Annotated in this window: 11 protein-coding genes; 10 read left to right on the top strand and 1 reads right to left on the bottom strand. The window is 74.5% G+C overall.

All coding sequences use genetic code 11. From position 1 onward, the window contains the following. The first annotated feature begins 393 nt into the window (after window positions 1-393). The 7 genes from ACZ5NJ_RS25320 (at window position 394) to ACZ5NJ_RS25290 (ending at window position 9258) form a co-directional block, all read left to right on the top strand. A complete protein-coding gene (locus ACZ5NJ_RS25320; protein ID WP_468767488.1) occupies window positions 394-1194 on the top strand; it encodes a TIGR03084 family metal-binding protein in 801 nt (266 codons plus the stop codon). Continuing rightward, on the top strand, window positions 1191-3023 hold the full coding sequence (locus ACZ5NJ_RS25315) for an acyclic terpene utilization AtuA family protein (protein WP_468767487.1): 1833 nt from the start codon (window positions 1191-1193) through the stop codon (window positions 3021-3023). Before ACZ5NJ_RS25320 ends, ACZ5NJ_RS25315 begins: the two co-directional genes overlap by 4 nt. Then, the gene (locus ACZ5NJ_RS25310; RefSeq protein WP_468767486.1) at window positions 3020-4618 is read left to right on the top strand and encodes an acyl-CoA carboxylase subunit beta; all 1599 of its coding nucleotides are present in this window, start codon (window positions 3020-3022) and stop codon (window positions 4616-4618) included. The genes ACZ5NJ_RS25315 and ACZ5NJ_RS25310 overlap by 4 nt, the downstream gene beginning before the upstream one ends. Before the next feature lie 8 nt (window positions 4619-4626). Next, window positions 4627-6534, top strand: a complete 1908-nt coding sequence (locus tag ACZ5NJ_RS25305) for an acetyl/propionyl/methylcrotonyl-CoA carboxylase subunit alpha (protein ID WP_468767485.1) — start codon at window positions 4627-4629, stop codon at window positions 6532-6534. Continuing rightward, window positions 6531-7688, top strand: a complete 1158-nt coding sequence (locus tag ACZ5NJ_RS25300; protein ID WP_468767484.1) for an acyl-CoA dehydrogenase family protein — start codon at window positions 6531-6533, stop codon at window positions 7686-7688. The genes ACZ5NJ_RS25305 and ACZ5NJ_RS25300 overlap by 4 nt, the downstream gene beginning before the upstream one ends. 218 nt (window positions 7689-7906) lie before the next feature. Beyond that, window positions 7907-8647 carry an enoyl-CoA hydratase family protein gene (locus tag ACZ5NJ_RS25295; protein WP_468767483.1) on the top strand — a complete coding sequence of 247 codons (741 nt, stop codon included), beginning with the start codon at window positions 7907-7909 and terminating at the stop codon, window positions 8645-8647. Next, complete coding sequence (locus ACZ5NJ_RS25290) at window positions 8635-9258, top strand: TetR/AcrR family transcriptional regulator (protein ID WP_468767482.1); 624 nt, start codon at window positions 8635-8637, stop codon at window positions 9256-9258. Before ACZ5NJ_RS25295 ends, ACZ5NJ_RS25290 begins: the two co-directional genes overlap by 13 nt. Window positions 9259-9323: 65 nt before the next feature. Here ACZ5NJ_RS25290 and ACZ5NJ_RS25285 read toward each other — a convergent pair whose 3' ends face one another. Next, on the bottom strand, window positions 9324-10430 hold the full coding sequence (locus tag ACZ5NJ_RS25285; RefSeq protein ID WP_468767481.1) for a citrate synthase 2: 1107 nt from the start codon (window positions 10428-10430) through the stop codon (window positions 9324-9326). Between the two features lie 238 nt (window positions 10431-10668). Between ACZ5NJ_RS25285 and pdxH the strand changes: the two genes are divergently transcribed. The 3 genes from pdxH (at window position 10669) to ACZ5NJ_RS25270 (ending at window position 13704) form a co-directional block, all read left to right on the top strand. Further along, window positions 10669-11292, top strand: a complete 624-nt coding sequence (gene pdxH, locus ACZ5NJ_RS25280) for a pyridoxamine 5'-phosphate oxidase (RefSeq protein WP_468767640.1) — start codon at window positions 10669-10671, stop codon at window positions 11290-11292. 365 nt (window positions 11293-11657) lie between these two features. Beyond that, the gene (locus tag ACZ5NJ_RS25275; RefSeq protein ID WP_468767480.1) at window positions 11658-12263 is read left to right on the top strand and encodes a PH domain-containing protein; all 606 of its coding nucleotides are present in this window, start codon (window positions 11658-11660) and stop codon (window positions 12261-12263) included. A 127-nt stretch (window positions 12264-12390) separates the two neighbouring features. Beyond that, the gene (locus ACZ5NJ_RS25270; RefSeq protein ID WP_468767479.1) at window positions 12391-13704 is read left to right on the top strand and encodes a PAS domain-containing protein; all 1314 of its coding nucleotides are present in this window, start codon (window positions 12391-12393) and stop codon (window positions 13702-13704) included. The last annotated feature ends 67 nt before the right edge of the window (window positions 13705-13771 follow it).

Below are 13771 nucleotides of genomic sequence, written 5' to 3'. Positions count from 1 at the left end.
GATCATCCTCGTCATCTCGTCATCTCGACATTTCGTCGTCTCGTCATGTCGTCATGTCGTCGACTCTGCGTCGCGCGGCAGGGACGTGTGCGGATGCGGGGGGCGGCGGCGCTGCTTCTGCTCCGGTGGTACGGGCGGCGCACTCAGTATCGGCGTGGTGCGCGGGGTGTGCCCGGGGGCCGGGGGCCGTACGGCCGGAATCGGCCGTGGGGTGGGGGTGGCGGCGGGCCCGTGGGCCTCGGGGAAGAGGACGGTGGGCTCAAGTGCCGTCCTGTGGGCTCCGGTTGGGTGGTGGCGGGAATCCTGCGGGATCGAATGAAAATCATGCAAGCGTGCTTGATTGTTTCTCGGGTGACTGCCAGGCTTCCCCTCACGCCGAGAGGGGAGCACGCCGTGCCCGAGCCGTCCGTCGTCGCCGTCTTCGCCGATCTCCGCGAGGAGGGCCGTGAACTCGACGCCCTGGTAGGGGGGTTGGCAGAGTCCGACTGGGCGCGGCCGACGCCCGCCGAGGGGTGGGGCGTCGCCCATCAGATCGCGCACCTGCACTGGACCGACCGGGCCGCGCTGCTCGCCCTCACCGACGCCGAGGGGTTCGCTCGGGAGGTCGAGGCGGCCCTCAAGGCGCCGGAGTCGTTCGTCGACGAGGGCGCGGAGGAGGGGGCCAGGCTGGCGCCGGCCGAGCTGCTGGCGCGGTGGCGGGCCGGGCGGGAGGCGCTGGACCGGGCTCTGGCCGCCGCCTCGCCCGACGCCCGGTTCCCCTGGTACGGGCCGCCGATGAAGGCCGCCTCGATGGCCAGTGCCCGGCTGATGGAGACCTGGGCCCACGGCCAGGACGTCGCCGACGCGCTCGGTGTGCGCCGGGCCCCGACCGCCCGGCTGCGGCACGTCGCGCGGATCGGGATCCGGGCGCGGGACTACGCGTACGCCGTCCGCGGACTGGCCGTTCCGGACGGGGAGTTCCGGGTGGAACTGACCGCTCCGGACGGGGCGGGGGTGTGGGCGTACGGGCCCGAGGACGCGGGGCAGCGGATCACGGGGCCGGCGCTGGACTTCTGCCTGCTGGTCACCCAGCGCGCCCACCGCGCCGACCTCGGGCTCACCGCCGCGGGTCCCGACGCCGACCGCTGGCTGGACATCGCCCAGGCCTTCGCCGGTCCGGCGGGCCCGGGCCGTGCGCCCCGGGGGACGCGGTGAGCGCCCGGCGTCCCCTGCGCATCGGCAACGCCTCGGGTTTCTACGGCGACCGGCTGGGCGCGGTGCGGGAGATGCTGACCGGCGGCCCGCTGGACGTCCTGACCGGCGACTACCTCGCCGAGCTGACGATGCTGATCCTCGGCCGCGACCGGCTGAAGAACCCGGACCTCGGGTACGCCAGGACCTTCCTGCGGCAACTGGAGGAGGGGCTCGGGCTCGCGCACGAACGTGGCGTACGGATCGTCACGAACGCCGGCGGGCTGAACCCGGCCGGGCTGGCGGACGCGGTGCGCGCGCTGGCCGGCGAGGTGGGGGTGCCCGTACGCGTCGCGCACGTCGAGGGTGACGACCTGATGCCGTACGGGGACGCGGCGACGGGCGAGGGGGCGCTGACCGCCAACGCCTACCTCGGCGGCGCCGGGATCACGGCCTGCCTGCGCGCGGGCGCGGACGTGGTGGTCACCGGCCGGGTCACCGACGCGGCGCTGGTCAGCGGGCCGGCCGCGTGGTGGTTCGACTGGGGGCCGCAGGAGTACGACCGGCTGGCGGGGGCGGTGGTCGCGGGGCACGTCCTGGAGTGCGGCACGCAGGCCACCGGTGGCAACTACGCGTTCTTCACCTCCCACGACGTGCGCCGGCCCGGCTTCCCGCTGGCGGAGGTCTCCGAGGACGGCTCGGCGGTCGTCACCAAGCACCCCGGCACGGGCGGGCTCGTCTCCCCGGGCACGGTCACCGCGCAGCTGCTGTACGAGACCCAGGGCGCGCGGTACCTGGGCCCGGACGTCACGGTCCGGCTGGACACGGTCCGGCTCACCCCGGACGGGGAGGACCGGGTCCGGATCAGCGGGACCCTGGGGGAGCCGCCGCCGGACACCCTCAAGGTGGGGGTCACCCGGGTCGGGGGCTGGCGCAACGAGGTCGTCTTCGTCCTGACGGGCCTGGACGTCGAGGCGAAGGCGGCGCTGGTGCGCGAGCAGCTGGCGGACGCCCTGGCCGGGGTGGCGGGGGTGTCGTGGACCCTGGCCCGCACCGATCACGCGGACGCGGACACGGAGGAGGAGGCGAGCGCCCTGCTGCGCCTGGTGGTCCGCGACCCGTCGGCGGACCGGGTGGGGCGGGGCCTGACGGGCGCGGCGATCGAACTGGCCCTGTCCAGCTACCCGGGCTTCCACGTCACGGCCCCGCCGGGGGCCGCCCAGCCGTACGGGGTGTTCACCTCCACCCTGGTCCCGGCGGGCTCCGTCCCCCACGTGGCGGTCCTTCTGGACGGCACCCGGGTGGAGGTCCCGCAGGCCGGGGCCCGGCCGCTCGGCGGGGCCGGCGACCCGGATTCCCCCACCCCGCCCCTTCCCGAAACCGGGGCCCCGCCCCGGCCCCCGTCCGGGGGCTCCGGGCCCGGCCCCCTGCCCCCGGGCCCCGGCCCCGGTGCCACCATCCGTGCCCCGCTCGGGCTGGTGGCCGGGGCCCGGTCCGGGGACAAGGGGGGTGACGCCAACATCGGGGTCTGGGTCGAGAGCGACGCCGCCTGGGAGTGGCTGCGCGACACCCTCACCGTCGAAGCCCTCCGGGCGCTGCTGCCCGAGACCGCGCCCCTGGCCGTCGTCCGCCACGAGCTGCCCCGCCTCCGGGCGCTGAACTTCACCGTCGCCGGGATCCTCGGCGCCGGGGTCGCCTCCGGCCACCGCTTCGACCCGCAGGCCAAGGCCCTCGGCGAATGGCTCCGCGCCCGCCACGTGGACATCCCGGCCCACCTCCTGCCCGCCACCCCGCCGGCCGCACCGCCCACCCCCGAGCCCACGCCACCCGCCCCGGAGGGGATCCGTCCATGACCCGTCTCGGTACCGCCGTCGACCCCCTCGCTTCCGAGCATGCGCAGGCCCGTACCGCCGCCCTGGAGCGGCTCGCCGCGCTGGACGGCGAGCACGCCAAGGCCCTCGCCGGCGGCGGGGAGAAGTACACCGCCCGCCACCGCGACCGCGGCAAGCTGCTGCCCCGCGAGCGGGTCGAGCTGCTGCTCGACCCCGACACCCCGTTCCTCGAACTGTCCCCGCTCGCCGCCTGGGGCAGCGACCACCCCGTCGGCGCCTCGATGGTCACCGGCATCGGCACCGTCGAGGGCGTCGAGTGCCTGATCACCGCCAACGACCCGACCGTGCGCGGCGGTGCCAGCAACCCCTGGACCCTGAGGAAGGCCCTGCGGGCCAACGAGATCGCGCTGCAGAACCGGCTCCCCTGCATCAGCCTCGTCGAGTCCGGCGGCGCCGACCTCCCCTCCCAGAAGGAGATCTTCATCCCCGGCGGGGCGATCTTCCGAGACCTCACCCGGCTCTCCGCCGCCGGGATCCCGACCGTCGCCGTCGTCTTCGGCAACTCCACCGCCGGCGGCGCGTACATCCCCGGGATGTCCGACCATGCCGTCATGATCAAGGACCGTTCCAAGGTGTTCCTGGGCGGTCCGCCCCTCGTGAAGATGGCCACCGGCGAGGAGAGCGACGACGAGTCCCTCGGCGGCGCCGACATGCACGCCCGCGTCTCCGGCCTCGCCGACCACTACGCCCTCGACGAGTACGACGCCATCCGCCAGACCCGCCGCATCGTCGCCCGGCTCAACCACCGCAAGCCGTACCCCGAACCGCCCCGCGCCGAGGAGCCGCTGTACGACGCGGAGGAGCTCCTCGGGATCGTCCCGCCGGACCTGAAGACCCCCTTCGACCCGCGCGAGGTCATCGCCCGCATCGTCGACGGCTCCGACTTCGACGAGTTCAAGCCCCTCTACGGCCCGAGCCTGGTCACCGGCTGGGCCACCCTGCACGGCTACCCGGTCGGCATCCTCGCCAACGCCCAGGGCGTGCTGTTCAGCGCCGAGTCGCAGAAGGCCGCCCAGTTCATCCAGCTCGCCAACCAGCGCGACATCCCGCTCCTCTTCCTCCACAACACCACCGGCTACATGGTCGGCAAGGAGTACGAGCAGGGCGGCATCGTCAAACACGGCTCGATGATGATCAACGCGGTCTCCAACTCGCGGGTCCCGCACCTGTCCGTCCTCATCGGCGCGAGCTACGGCGCCGGCCACTACGGCATGTGCGGCCGCGCCTACGAGCCCCGGTTCCTCTTCGCCTGGCCCAGCGCCAAGTCCGCCGTCATGGGCCCCCAGCAGCTCGCCGGAGTGCTCTCGATCGTGGCCCGGCAGTCCGCCGCCGCCAAGGGACAGCCCTACGACGAGGAAGCCGACGCGGGGATGCGGGCCTTCGTGGAGGCGCAGATCGAGTCCGAGTCCCTCCCGATGTTCCTGTCCGGGCGGCTCTACGACGACGGCGTCATCGACCCGCGCGACACCCGTACCGTCCTCGGCCTGTGCCTGTCGGCCGTCCACAACGCCCCCGTCGAGGGCGCCCGTGGCGGCTTCGGCGTCTTCCGGATGTGAGCCCGCCCATGACGAACCCGATCACCTCCCTCCTCGTCGCCAACCGGGGTGAGATCGCCGTACGGATCTTCCGCACGGCCCGCGCCCTGGGCCTGGCCACGGTCGCCGTCCACTCCGACCCCGACGCCGACGCCCTGCACGTCCGCTCGGCCGACACCGCCGTCCGGCTGCCGGGGGCCGCGCCCGCCGACACCTATCTGCGCGCCGACCTGCTGATCGAGGCGGCCCGCGCGGCCGGCGCCGACGCCGTCCACCCCGGGTACGGCTTCCTCTCCGAGAACGCCGGCTTCGCCCGCCGGGTCGAGGCCGCCGGCCTGGCCTGGGTCGGCCCGCCGCCCGGGGCCATCGAGGCCATGGCCTCCAAGACGCGGGCCAAGGACCTCATGCGGGCCGCCGGGGTGCCGCTGCTGGAACCCGTCGACACCGCCACCGCCACCGCCGCGGACCTGCCCCTGCTGCTGAAGGCCGCCGCGGGCGGCGGCGGGCGAGGGATGCGCGTCGTACGCGACCTCGACTCCCTCAAGGAGAACCTGGACGCCGCCCGCGCCGAGGCCCTGTCCGCGTTCGGCGACGGAGAGGTCTTCGCCGAGCCGTACGTGGAGCGCGGCCGCCACGTCGAAGTGCAGGTCCTCGCCGACGCCCACGGCACCGTCTGGGCGCTCGGCACCCGCGACTGCTCCCTCCAGCGCCGCCACCAGAAGGTCATCGAGGAGGCCCCGGCCCCCGCCCTGCCCGAGGAGCTCCGCACCCGCCTGCACGCCGCCGCCGTGGCCGCCGCCCGGGCCGTCTCCTACCGGGGCGCGGGCACGGTCGAGTTCCTGGTCGGCGCCGACGGCCGCCCGTACTTCCTGGAGATGAACACCCGTCTCCAGGTGGAACACCCCGTCACCGAAGCCGTCTTCGGCCTCGACCTCGTCGCCCTCCAGCTGCGCATCGCCGAGGGCGAGGCCCTCCCGCCGGCCCCGCCCGAGCCCTCCGGCCACGCGGTGGAGGCCCGCCTGTACGCGGAGGACCCCGCCCTCGACTGGCGTCCGCAGACAGGCGTCCTGCACACCCTCTCGCTCCCGGACCACGTCCGCGTCGACACCGGGTTCACCTCCGGCGACACCGTCTCCGTCCACTACGACGCCATGCTCGCCAAAGTCGTCGCCCACGCCCCCACCCGTGCCGAAGCCGTCCGCGTCCTCGCCGACGCCCTCTCGCGGGCCCGGATCCACGGCCCGGCCACCAACCGGGAGCTCCTCGTACGCTCCCTGCGCCACCCCGAGTTCGCCGCGGCCCGGCTCGACACCGGCTTCTACGACCGTCACCTCGACGCCCTCACCGCCGGCGCCCCCGACCCCGCCCTCGCCTGCCTGGCCGCAGCCCTCGCCGAGGCCGCCCCGGCCCCCGGCGCGCCGCTCGCCGCCCGCCTCGGCGGCTGGCGCAACCTCCGCTCGCAGCCGCAGACCCGCCGCTACACCGTCTCCGGTACCGAGCACGAGGTCCGGTACCAGCCCGTCGACCACCCCGGCGTACGCGTCCTGGCCGCCGCACCGGAGCTCGTCACCCTCGAAGTCGACGGGGTCCGGCGGATGTTCCACGTGAAACGAGAATCGAACACGGTCTACGTGGACTCCATGCTCGGCTCCCACACCCTGACCGCCGTCCCCCGGTTCCCCGATCCCCAGGACCGCACCGAACCGGGCTCCCTGCTCGCCCCCATGCCCGGCACCGTCGTCCGCGTCGCCGAGGGCCTCACCCCCGGCACCGCCGTCACCGCCGGGCAGCCCCTGCTCTGGCTGGAGGCCATGAAGATGGAGCACCGCATCCTCGCCCCCGCCTCCGGCACGCTCACCGCGCTCCACGCCGCCACCGGCCGACAGGTCGAGTTCGGCGCCCTGCTCGCCGTAGTCCAGGAGGAAACGCCGTCATGAGCCCCACCGAAACCGAAGAGCACCAGGCCCTGCGCACCGCCGTCGCCGCCCTCGGACGGCGCTACGGCCGCGACTACCTCGCCCGCCTCGCCCGCGAGGGCGGCCACCCCGACGAACTGTGGGCCGACGCCGCCAAGCTCGGCTACCTCGGGGTCAACCTGCCCGAGGAGTACGGGGGCGGGGGCGGGGGCATCGCCGAACTCTCCCTCGTCCTGGAGGAACTGGGCGCCGCCGGCTGCCCGCTCCTGATGATGGTGGTCTCCCCGGCCATCTGCGGCACGGTCATCGCCCGCTTCGGCACCGAGGCCCAGAAGCGGGCCTGGCTCCCCGGACTCGCGGACGGCAGCCGCACGATGGCCTTCGGCATCACCGAACCCGACGCCGGCTCCAACTCCCACCGCATCACCACCACCGCCCGGCGCGACGGCGACGACTGGATCCTCACGGGCCGCAAGGTGTTCATCTCCGGCGTGGACATCGCCGACGCCACCCTGATCGTCGGCCGCACGGAGGACGCCCGCACCGGCCGGCTGAAGCCCTGCCTCTTCATCGTCCCCCGCGACACCCCGGGATTCTCCCGCTCGGTGATCGACATGGAACTCCAGGCGGCGGAGAAGCAGTTCGAACTGGTCCTGGACGAGGTCCGCCTCCCCGCCGAAGCGCTGGTCGGCGACGAGGACGCCGGCCTGCTCCAGCTCTTCGCCGGCCTCAACCCCGAACGCATCATGACGGCGGCCTTCGCCATCGGGATGGGCCGCTACGCGCTGGGCCGGGCGGTGGACTACGCCCGCACCCGCCAGGTGTGGCAGGAGCCGATCGGCGCCCACCAGGCCATCGCGCACCCCCTGGCGGCGGCGCACATCGACCTCGAACTGGCCCGGCTGATGATGCAGAAGGCCGCACGGCTGTATGACGCGGGGGACGACACGGGGGCCGGGGAGGCGGCGAACATGGCGAAGTACGCGGCCGGGGAGGCTTGTGTACACGCGGTGGACCAGGCGGTGCACACCCTCGGCGGGAACGGGCTCACCCGTGAGTACGGGCTGGCCTCCCTGATCACGGCGGCCCGTGTCGCCCGGATCGCTCCGGTCAGCCGCGAGATGATCCTCAACTTCGTCTCCCACCAGACCCTGGGACTCCCCAAGTCCTACTGACCCGAAGACGGTCCCGCCGCGGCGGCAGCCGTAGACCTGGACGTCCCCGACCCCGGCCGACCCCCGACCCCCCGCCCCCCGACCGGGTGAACGGCAGACCGGCCGTGCCCCGCCCCGGCCGGGCGGGGGTCCGGGTGGGGCGCGGGGCCCGCGAGGGGTGCCGCGTACCCTCCCCGGAGGGGGCCGGCGCCCCCTCGACAGACCCCTCCGGAGGAGACATGGCCCCACTCGTGCACGCCGCCCGGGCGACCGGCATCACCACCCTGACCCTCGACTCCCCGGCCAACCGCAACGCGCTCTCCGCGCAGCTCGTCGGCGAGCTGCGGGCCGCGCTCGCCGACGCGGGCGAGGAGCCCGGCACCCGCGCCGTCGTCCTCACCCACAGCGGGAACACCTTCTGCGCCGGCGCCGACCTGAAGTCGCCCTGCGACCCCGCCGACTTCCTCGCCCTCCTGCGCGAGCTGACCACGCTCCCCAAGCCGGTCGTCGCCCGCGTCACCGGCCACGTCCGCGCCGGCGGCCTCGGCCTGCTCGGCGCCTGCGACATCGCCGCCGCCGGCCCGCGGTCCTCGTACGCCTTCACCGAGACCCACCTCGGCCTGGCCCCCGCCGTGATCTCGATGACCCTGCTGCCCCGCCTCGACCCCCGCGCGGCCGCCCGCTACTTCCTGACCGCCGAACCCTTCGACGCCGCCGAGGCCACCCGGATAGGGCTGCTCACCCTCCACACCGACGGCGACCCCGACACCGCCCTCGCGCCCGTCCTCGACGGGCTGCGCAAGGCCTCCCCGCAGGCCCTCGCCGAGACCAAGGCGATGGTGGCCGCCGGGGTTCGGGAGGCCCTGGAGCGGGACGGCGACCGCCTGACGGAGCTTTCCGCCCGGCTCTTCGCCTCCGCCGAGGCCCGCGAGGGCATCACCGCCCGCTTCGAGCGCCGGGACCCGTCATGGGTGCGCTGACCGAAGCCGGGAAGGACACGGCCCCCGTCCGGCGCGGCCTCCCCAAGCAGGCCCGCAGCCGGGTCACCCGCCGCCACCTCCTGGAGGCGGCCGTCTCCTGCCTCGCCGAGCACGGCTGGGCGGGCTCCACCGTCGCCGTCGTCGCCGAGCGCGCCGGGGTCTCGCGCGGCGCGGCCCAGCACCACTTCCCGACCCGGGAGGCGCTCTTCACGGCCGCCGTCGAGTACGTCGCCGAGGAGCGCTCCACCGCCCTGCGGGAGCTGTTCCAGGCGGCGCCCGCCCCCAGACCGGCGGTCGTCGCGGCCCTCGTCGACCTCTACACCGGCGCCCTGTTCCGGGCCGCCCTCCAGCTGTGGGTCGCCGCCTCCAACGAGGAACAGCTGCGCCCCCAGGTGACGGAGCTGGAGGCCAGGGTCGGCCGGGAGACGCACCGCATCGCCGTCGAGCTGCTCGGCGCGGACGAGTCGGCGCCGGGCGTACGGGAGACCGTGCAGGGCCTCCTGGACATGGCCCGGGGGCTGGGCCTGGCGAACGTGCTGACCGACGACACCGCCCGCCGGGACCGCGTCGTCGCCCAGTGGTCCGGGATCCTCGACGCCGCCCTGGGCTGAGGGAGCGGCGACGGCGAGGGCGCCGCACCCCCGCGCGGGGGTGCGGCGGCCGGGGACCGCGACGGTCAGGCCGTCGACGCGATGTCCGCGTAACCCTCGATGTCGCGCGGGTCGCGCCGCCCCGGGCCGATGTAGCGGGCCGAGGGGCGGACCAGGCGGCCCGTGCGCTTCTGCTCCAGGATGTGCGCGGACCAGCCGGCCGTACGGGCGCAGCTGAACATGGACGTGAACATGTGCGCCGGGACCTCGGCGAAGTCCAGCATGATCGCGGCCCAGAACTCCACGTTCGTCGCGAGCACCCGGTCGGGGCGGCGGGCGTGCAGTTCCTCCAGCGCCGCCTTCTCCAGCGCGGCGGCCACCTCGTAGCGCGGGGCGTCGAGCTCCTTGGCGGTGCGCCGCAGGACGCGGGCGCGCGGGTCCTCGGCGCGGTAGACGCGGTGCCCGAAGCCCATGAGCCGCTCGCCCTTGTCGAGGGCCTTCTTCACGTAGGCCACGGCGTCGCCGGTGCGCTCGATCTCCTCGATCATGCCGAGGACGCGCGAGGGCGCTCCGCCGTGCAGCGGTCCGGACATGGCGCCGACGGCACCCGACAGGGCGGCGGCGACGTCCGCGCCGGTCGAGGCGATGACGCGCGCGGTGAAGGTGGAGGCGTTCATGCCGTGCTCGGCGGCCGAGGTCCAGTAGGCGTCGACGGCCTTGACGTGCTTGGGGTCGGGCTCGCCGCGCCAGCGGATCATGAACCGCTCGACCACGGACTCGGCCTTGTCGATCTCCCGCTGCGGCACCATCGGCAGGCCCTGGCCGCGGGCGGACTGGGCGACGTACGAGAGGGCCATGACGGCGGCGCGGGCGAGGTCGTCGCGGGCGGTCTTCTCGTCGATGTCGAGGAGCGGTTTCAGGCCCCAGACGGGGGCGAGCATGGCGAGCGCGGACTGCACGTCGACGCGGATGTCACCGGAGTGGACCGGGATCGGGAAGGGTTCCGCGGCCGGCAGGCCCGGGTTGAAGGCACCGTCGACCAGCAGGCCCCAGACGTTCCCGAAGGAGACGTGGCCGACGAGGTCTTCGATGTCCACCCCCCGGTAGCGGAGCGCTCCGCCCTCCTTGTCGGGCTCGGCGATCTCCGTCTCGAACGCGACGACCCCTTCGAGTCCGGGTACGAAGTCGGACATGCGGCGGCTCCCTCAGATAGTGCGAACACGCGCGGTTCCGGCGTGATTCGCGGTCCGGCGCGGTCATCACCGTTGATGCCCGGCACGGCCGATGGTCATCCGTGCGGGGACCCTCGGACCGGCCCCAAGATTTTGTCCGTTCGGCCGGACCTTCGGAAGCGTGACATACGGCACACCCGTCGCCGGGTTGCTGCGGCAGGATGACCGTGTGACCGATGAGGACATTGACCCCGCCGCCATGCGCAAGCAGTACCGATCCGAGATCGTCGAGGAGGCGGGTCTCGACGGGGACCCGATGGCGCAGTTCGCCCGGTGGTTCCAGCAGGCCGCCGACTCGCACCTCTTCGAACCGAACGCGATGGTCGTCTCGACCGCCGACGCCGCCGGCCGGCCCAGCTCCCGCACCGTCCTGCTGAAGCGGTTCGATTCGCGCGGCTTCGTCTTCTTCACCAACTACGGCTCGCGCAAGGCGCGCGAGATCGACGAGAACCCGTACGTCTCGCTGCTCTTCCCCTGGCATCCGATCGCCCGGCAGGTGATCGTGACGGGCCGGGCGGCCCGGATCGGCCGTGACGAGACGGCCGCCTACTTCCGGTCCCGGCCGCACGGCTCGCAGCTGGGGGCCTGGGCGAGCGAGCAGTCGCGGGTGATCGCCTCGCGCGCGGAGCTGGACCGCCGTTACGCGGAGCTGGCGGAGCGCTACCCGGAGGGGGAGCAGGTGCCGGTGCCGCCGGAGTGGGGCGGGCTGCGGGTGGAGCCCGACGCGCTGGAGTTCTGGCAGGGGCACGAGAACCGGCTGCACGACCGGCTGCGGTACGTCCTCGACGGGGGCAAGTGGCGGATCGAGCGGCTCTGCCCGTAGGGGGCGCGGAGACGCAGACGACCCGCGGGCTCGGGTTCCTCTCCTGCAGTGAGAGGAGCCGGCCGGACGTGCCGGCGAGCCCGCGGGTCGGGTGACTGCTTGGGATTGGCGCCGGGCGGCTAGCTTCCGCCGGGCACCGCACTGGGTGCGTTGCTGACGACGGGCCCTTAGCCCGCAGCCACCTCACGCGTCCGGTTTCCGTACATTTCGGGAACCACCTCCCTTCTCGTGTACGGCAGAGCCTAGGCCGCCTCCCGCGGGGCCTCAACTTGTTTATCGGACCCCGCGCGGACACCGGGCAACTCCCCTGTCCGGACGGCCGGTTACTCCCTACACTGGCCGTCCGCCATCGGGGGAGGGGTGCCATGGGCGCCGAGGTGCTGCCGCGCGACTACCGGATCCGGTCCCAGCAGATGACCGCCGTCTACGTCGCCGTCGGCGTCGGACTGCCCGGTATCGCCCTGTCCGTGCTGAACCTGGACGACGTCCCCGGCTCGGTGAAGCTGGTGATCATGGCCCTGGTCCTGATGCTCTTCGGCTGGCTGGTGTGGGCGTCCAAGCGCTGCGCGACCTCCGCCGACCTCAAGGGCGTCCGGGTCCGCCGGTTCACCGGGAGCAGGCGGCTGGCCTGGGAGGACATCCAGGAGATCCGGGCCGTGCGCAACCCGAGCGCGGGCATGGGGCAGAACCAGCCCACCCTCATCTCGTACGCCTACGACGGCGAGGGCCGCCGGGTCCAGCTCATGTACGTGGACGACAACCACGTCGACGTCGAGCGCGAGATCGCCGCGATCCGGGGCGCCTGGGAGGAGCTCCGCGGCCCCGACTGGGCGCCGGACCCGCGGGCGCGCGAGCGGATCGAGCGGCAGGCGGTGCGCGAGGGGCGGATGCTGAAGGCGACGTTCTGGGGGTGCGGGATCTTCTTCGTGCTCTTCGTCGTCGTGATGGTCGTCCTGGTCGTCGGCACCTGAGCGACGCCCCGACGCCTGCCCCTATCGGACATTCAGGGAGGAATCCGAGAAGCGGGTGTGGTCTGTGTCACGTTCCAGTTCAATGATCTGACGTGCCGCACACGCGAACACCTGCAGGGGGTGCCAGGTGAGTGCTTCCGGACGTGGTGAGACCACCGACGATCTGCTCGCAGCGCTGCTCGACGGGATGGACGCCGCCTTGTGCGCGTTCGACTCCGACGGCGTGATCACGCACTGGAACCGCGAAGCCGAGCGGATCCTCGGCTGGAGCGCTGCCGAGGCGGTCGGCCGGCGCGGGTTCGCGGGCTGGGCGGTGCGGGCCGCCGACGCGGACGACGTGCAGGAGCGGCTGATGTCGGCGCAGGACGCGCCGGGCCGCCAGGTGCACGAGTTCGCCTTACTGACCAAGGAGGGCGGCCGGATCCTCGTACGGACCCAGTCCGCCGCGGTGCCGGGCGCCGACGGGAAACCGGCCGGGGTCTACTGCGCCTTCAGCGAGGTCCACGCCCAGATCGACCTGGAGCGCTCCATCGCCCTCAGCGAGGCCCTCATGGACGACGCCTCCTGGGGCGTCGTCCTGGTCGACGTTGACCTGCGCCCGGCGGTGGTCAACGCGCACGCCGCCCGCGCGTTCGGCGCCGGTCGCACCACCCTGCTCGGACGGCCGCTCGGCGATCTGCTGGCCCGGGGCGTCGAGGAGCTGGAGGGGGCGCTCCAGCACGTCCTCGCCGAGGGGGCGCCGCCGGGGCCGGTGGAGCTGTGGGTGTCGGTGCGCACCCCGGAGGGGGAGCGGCGGCGCTGCTGGCGGTGCGGGTTCCTGCGGCTGGCCTCGCCGCTCGCGGAGGAGCCGGTGCCACTGGGGGTGGGGTGGCTGTTCCAGGACGTCACCGAGGCCCGGCAGGCCGAGCTGGACGGCGGGCAGGTGCGGTTCCGGGCCAACCAGCTGCACCGGGCCGGGCGGGCCGCCGCGGAGTGCGCGGACCCGGCGGAGGCGGCGGCCGTACGGCTGGACTTCGCGCTGGCGGGGTTCGCGGAGCACGCGCTGGTCGACGTCCTCGCGGCGGACGGGCGGCGCCTGGTCCGCGCGACGGCGACCCCGTCCGGGCTGGCCCTCCTGCTGCCCGGGCCGGGGGCGATCCCGGTCCGCTACGAGGCCGCGCACCCGGCGCTCCAGGCGCTGGACCGGATCGGCCCCGTCCGAGCGAGCGCGCCGGGGGCGGCGGGCAGCGAGGCCGCGGAGGGGTGGGCCCGGGCCCGCCAGTGGCCGGCGGGGGCCGCGCACGGCCTGTGCACGGTGCTGCGCAGCCGTGGCCGCACGCTGGGCATCCTCACCTTCGTCCGCGGCCCGTCGCGTCCCGCGTTCGACCGCGCGGACGCGGCGTACGCGGAGGAGGTCGCGGCCCGGGTCGCCGCCGACCTGGACCTGGCCGCCACCCACTGACACACGCGGGCGGGGCGGGGAGACGGCTCCGCGCGGCGGCCCCCACGGCACCCCCGGCCCCGTCCGC

The organism is Streptomyces sp. NPDC032091 (assembly GCF_055580265.1).
Note: the sequence above shows the minus strand (reverse complement) of the source record. Positions and strands in the feature narration are given on the sequence as shown.

What these genes read in the sequence shown, in the direction of transcription:
- ACZ5NJ_RS25290 (WP_468767482.1), top strand. Translation starts at nt 8,635, where the DNA reads ATGGGTGCGCTGACCGAAGCCGGGAAGGACACGGCCCCCGTCCGGCGC.
- ACZ5NJ_RS25310 (WP_468767486.1), top strand. Translation starts at nt 3,020, where the DNA reads ATGACCCGTCTCGGTACCGCCGTCGACCCCCTCGCTTCCGAGCATGCG.
- ACZ5NJ_RS25305 (WP_468767485.1), top strand. Translation starts at nt 4,627, where the DNA reads ATGACGAACCCGATCACCTCCCTCCTCGTCGCCAACCGGGGTGAGATC.
- ACZ5NJ_RS25300 (WP_468767484.1), top strand. Translation starts at nt 6,531, where the DNA reads ATGAGCCCCACCGAAACCGAAGAGCACCAGGCCCTGCGCACCGCCGTC.
- ACZ5NJ_RS25275 (WP_468767480.1), top strand. Translation starts at nt 11,658, where the DNA reads ATGGGCGCCGAGGTGCTGCCGCGCGACTACCGGATCCGGTCCCAGCAG.
- ACZ5NJ_RS25295 (WP_468767483.1), top strand. Translation starts at nt 7,907, where the DNA reads ATGGCCCCACTCGTGCACGCCGCCCGGGCGACCGGCATCACCACCCTG.
- ACZ5NJ_RS25285 (WP_468767481.1), bottom strand. Translation starts at nt 10,430, where the DNA reads ATGTCCGACTTCGTACCCGGACTCGAAGGGGTCGTCGCGTTCGAGACG.
- pdxH (WP_468767640.1), top strand. Translation starts at nt 10,669, where the DNA reads ATGCGCAAGCAGTACCGATCCGAGATCGTCGAGGAGGCGGGTCTCGAC.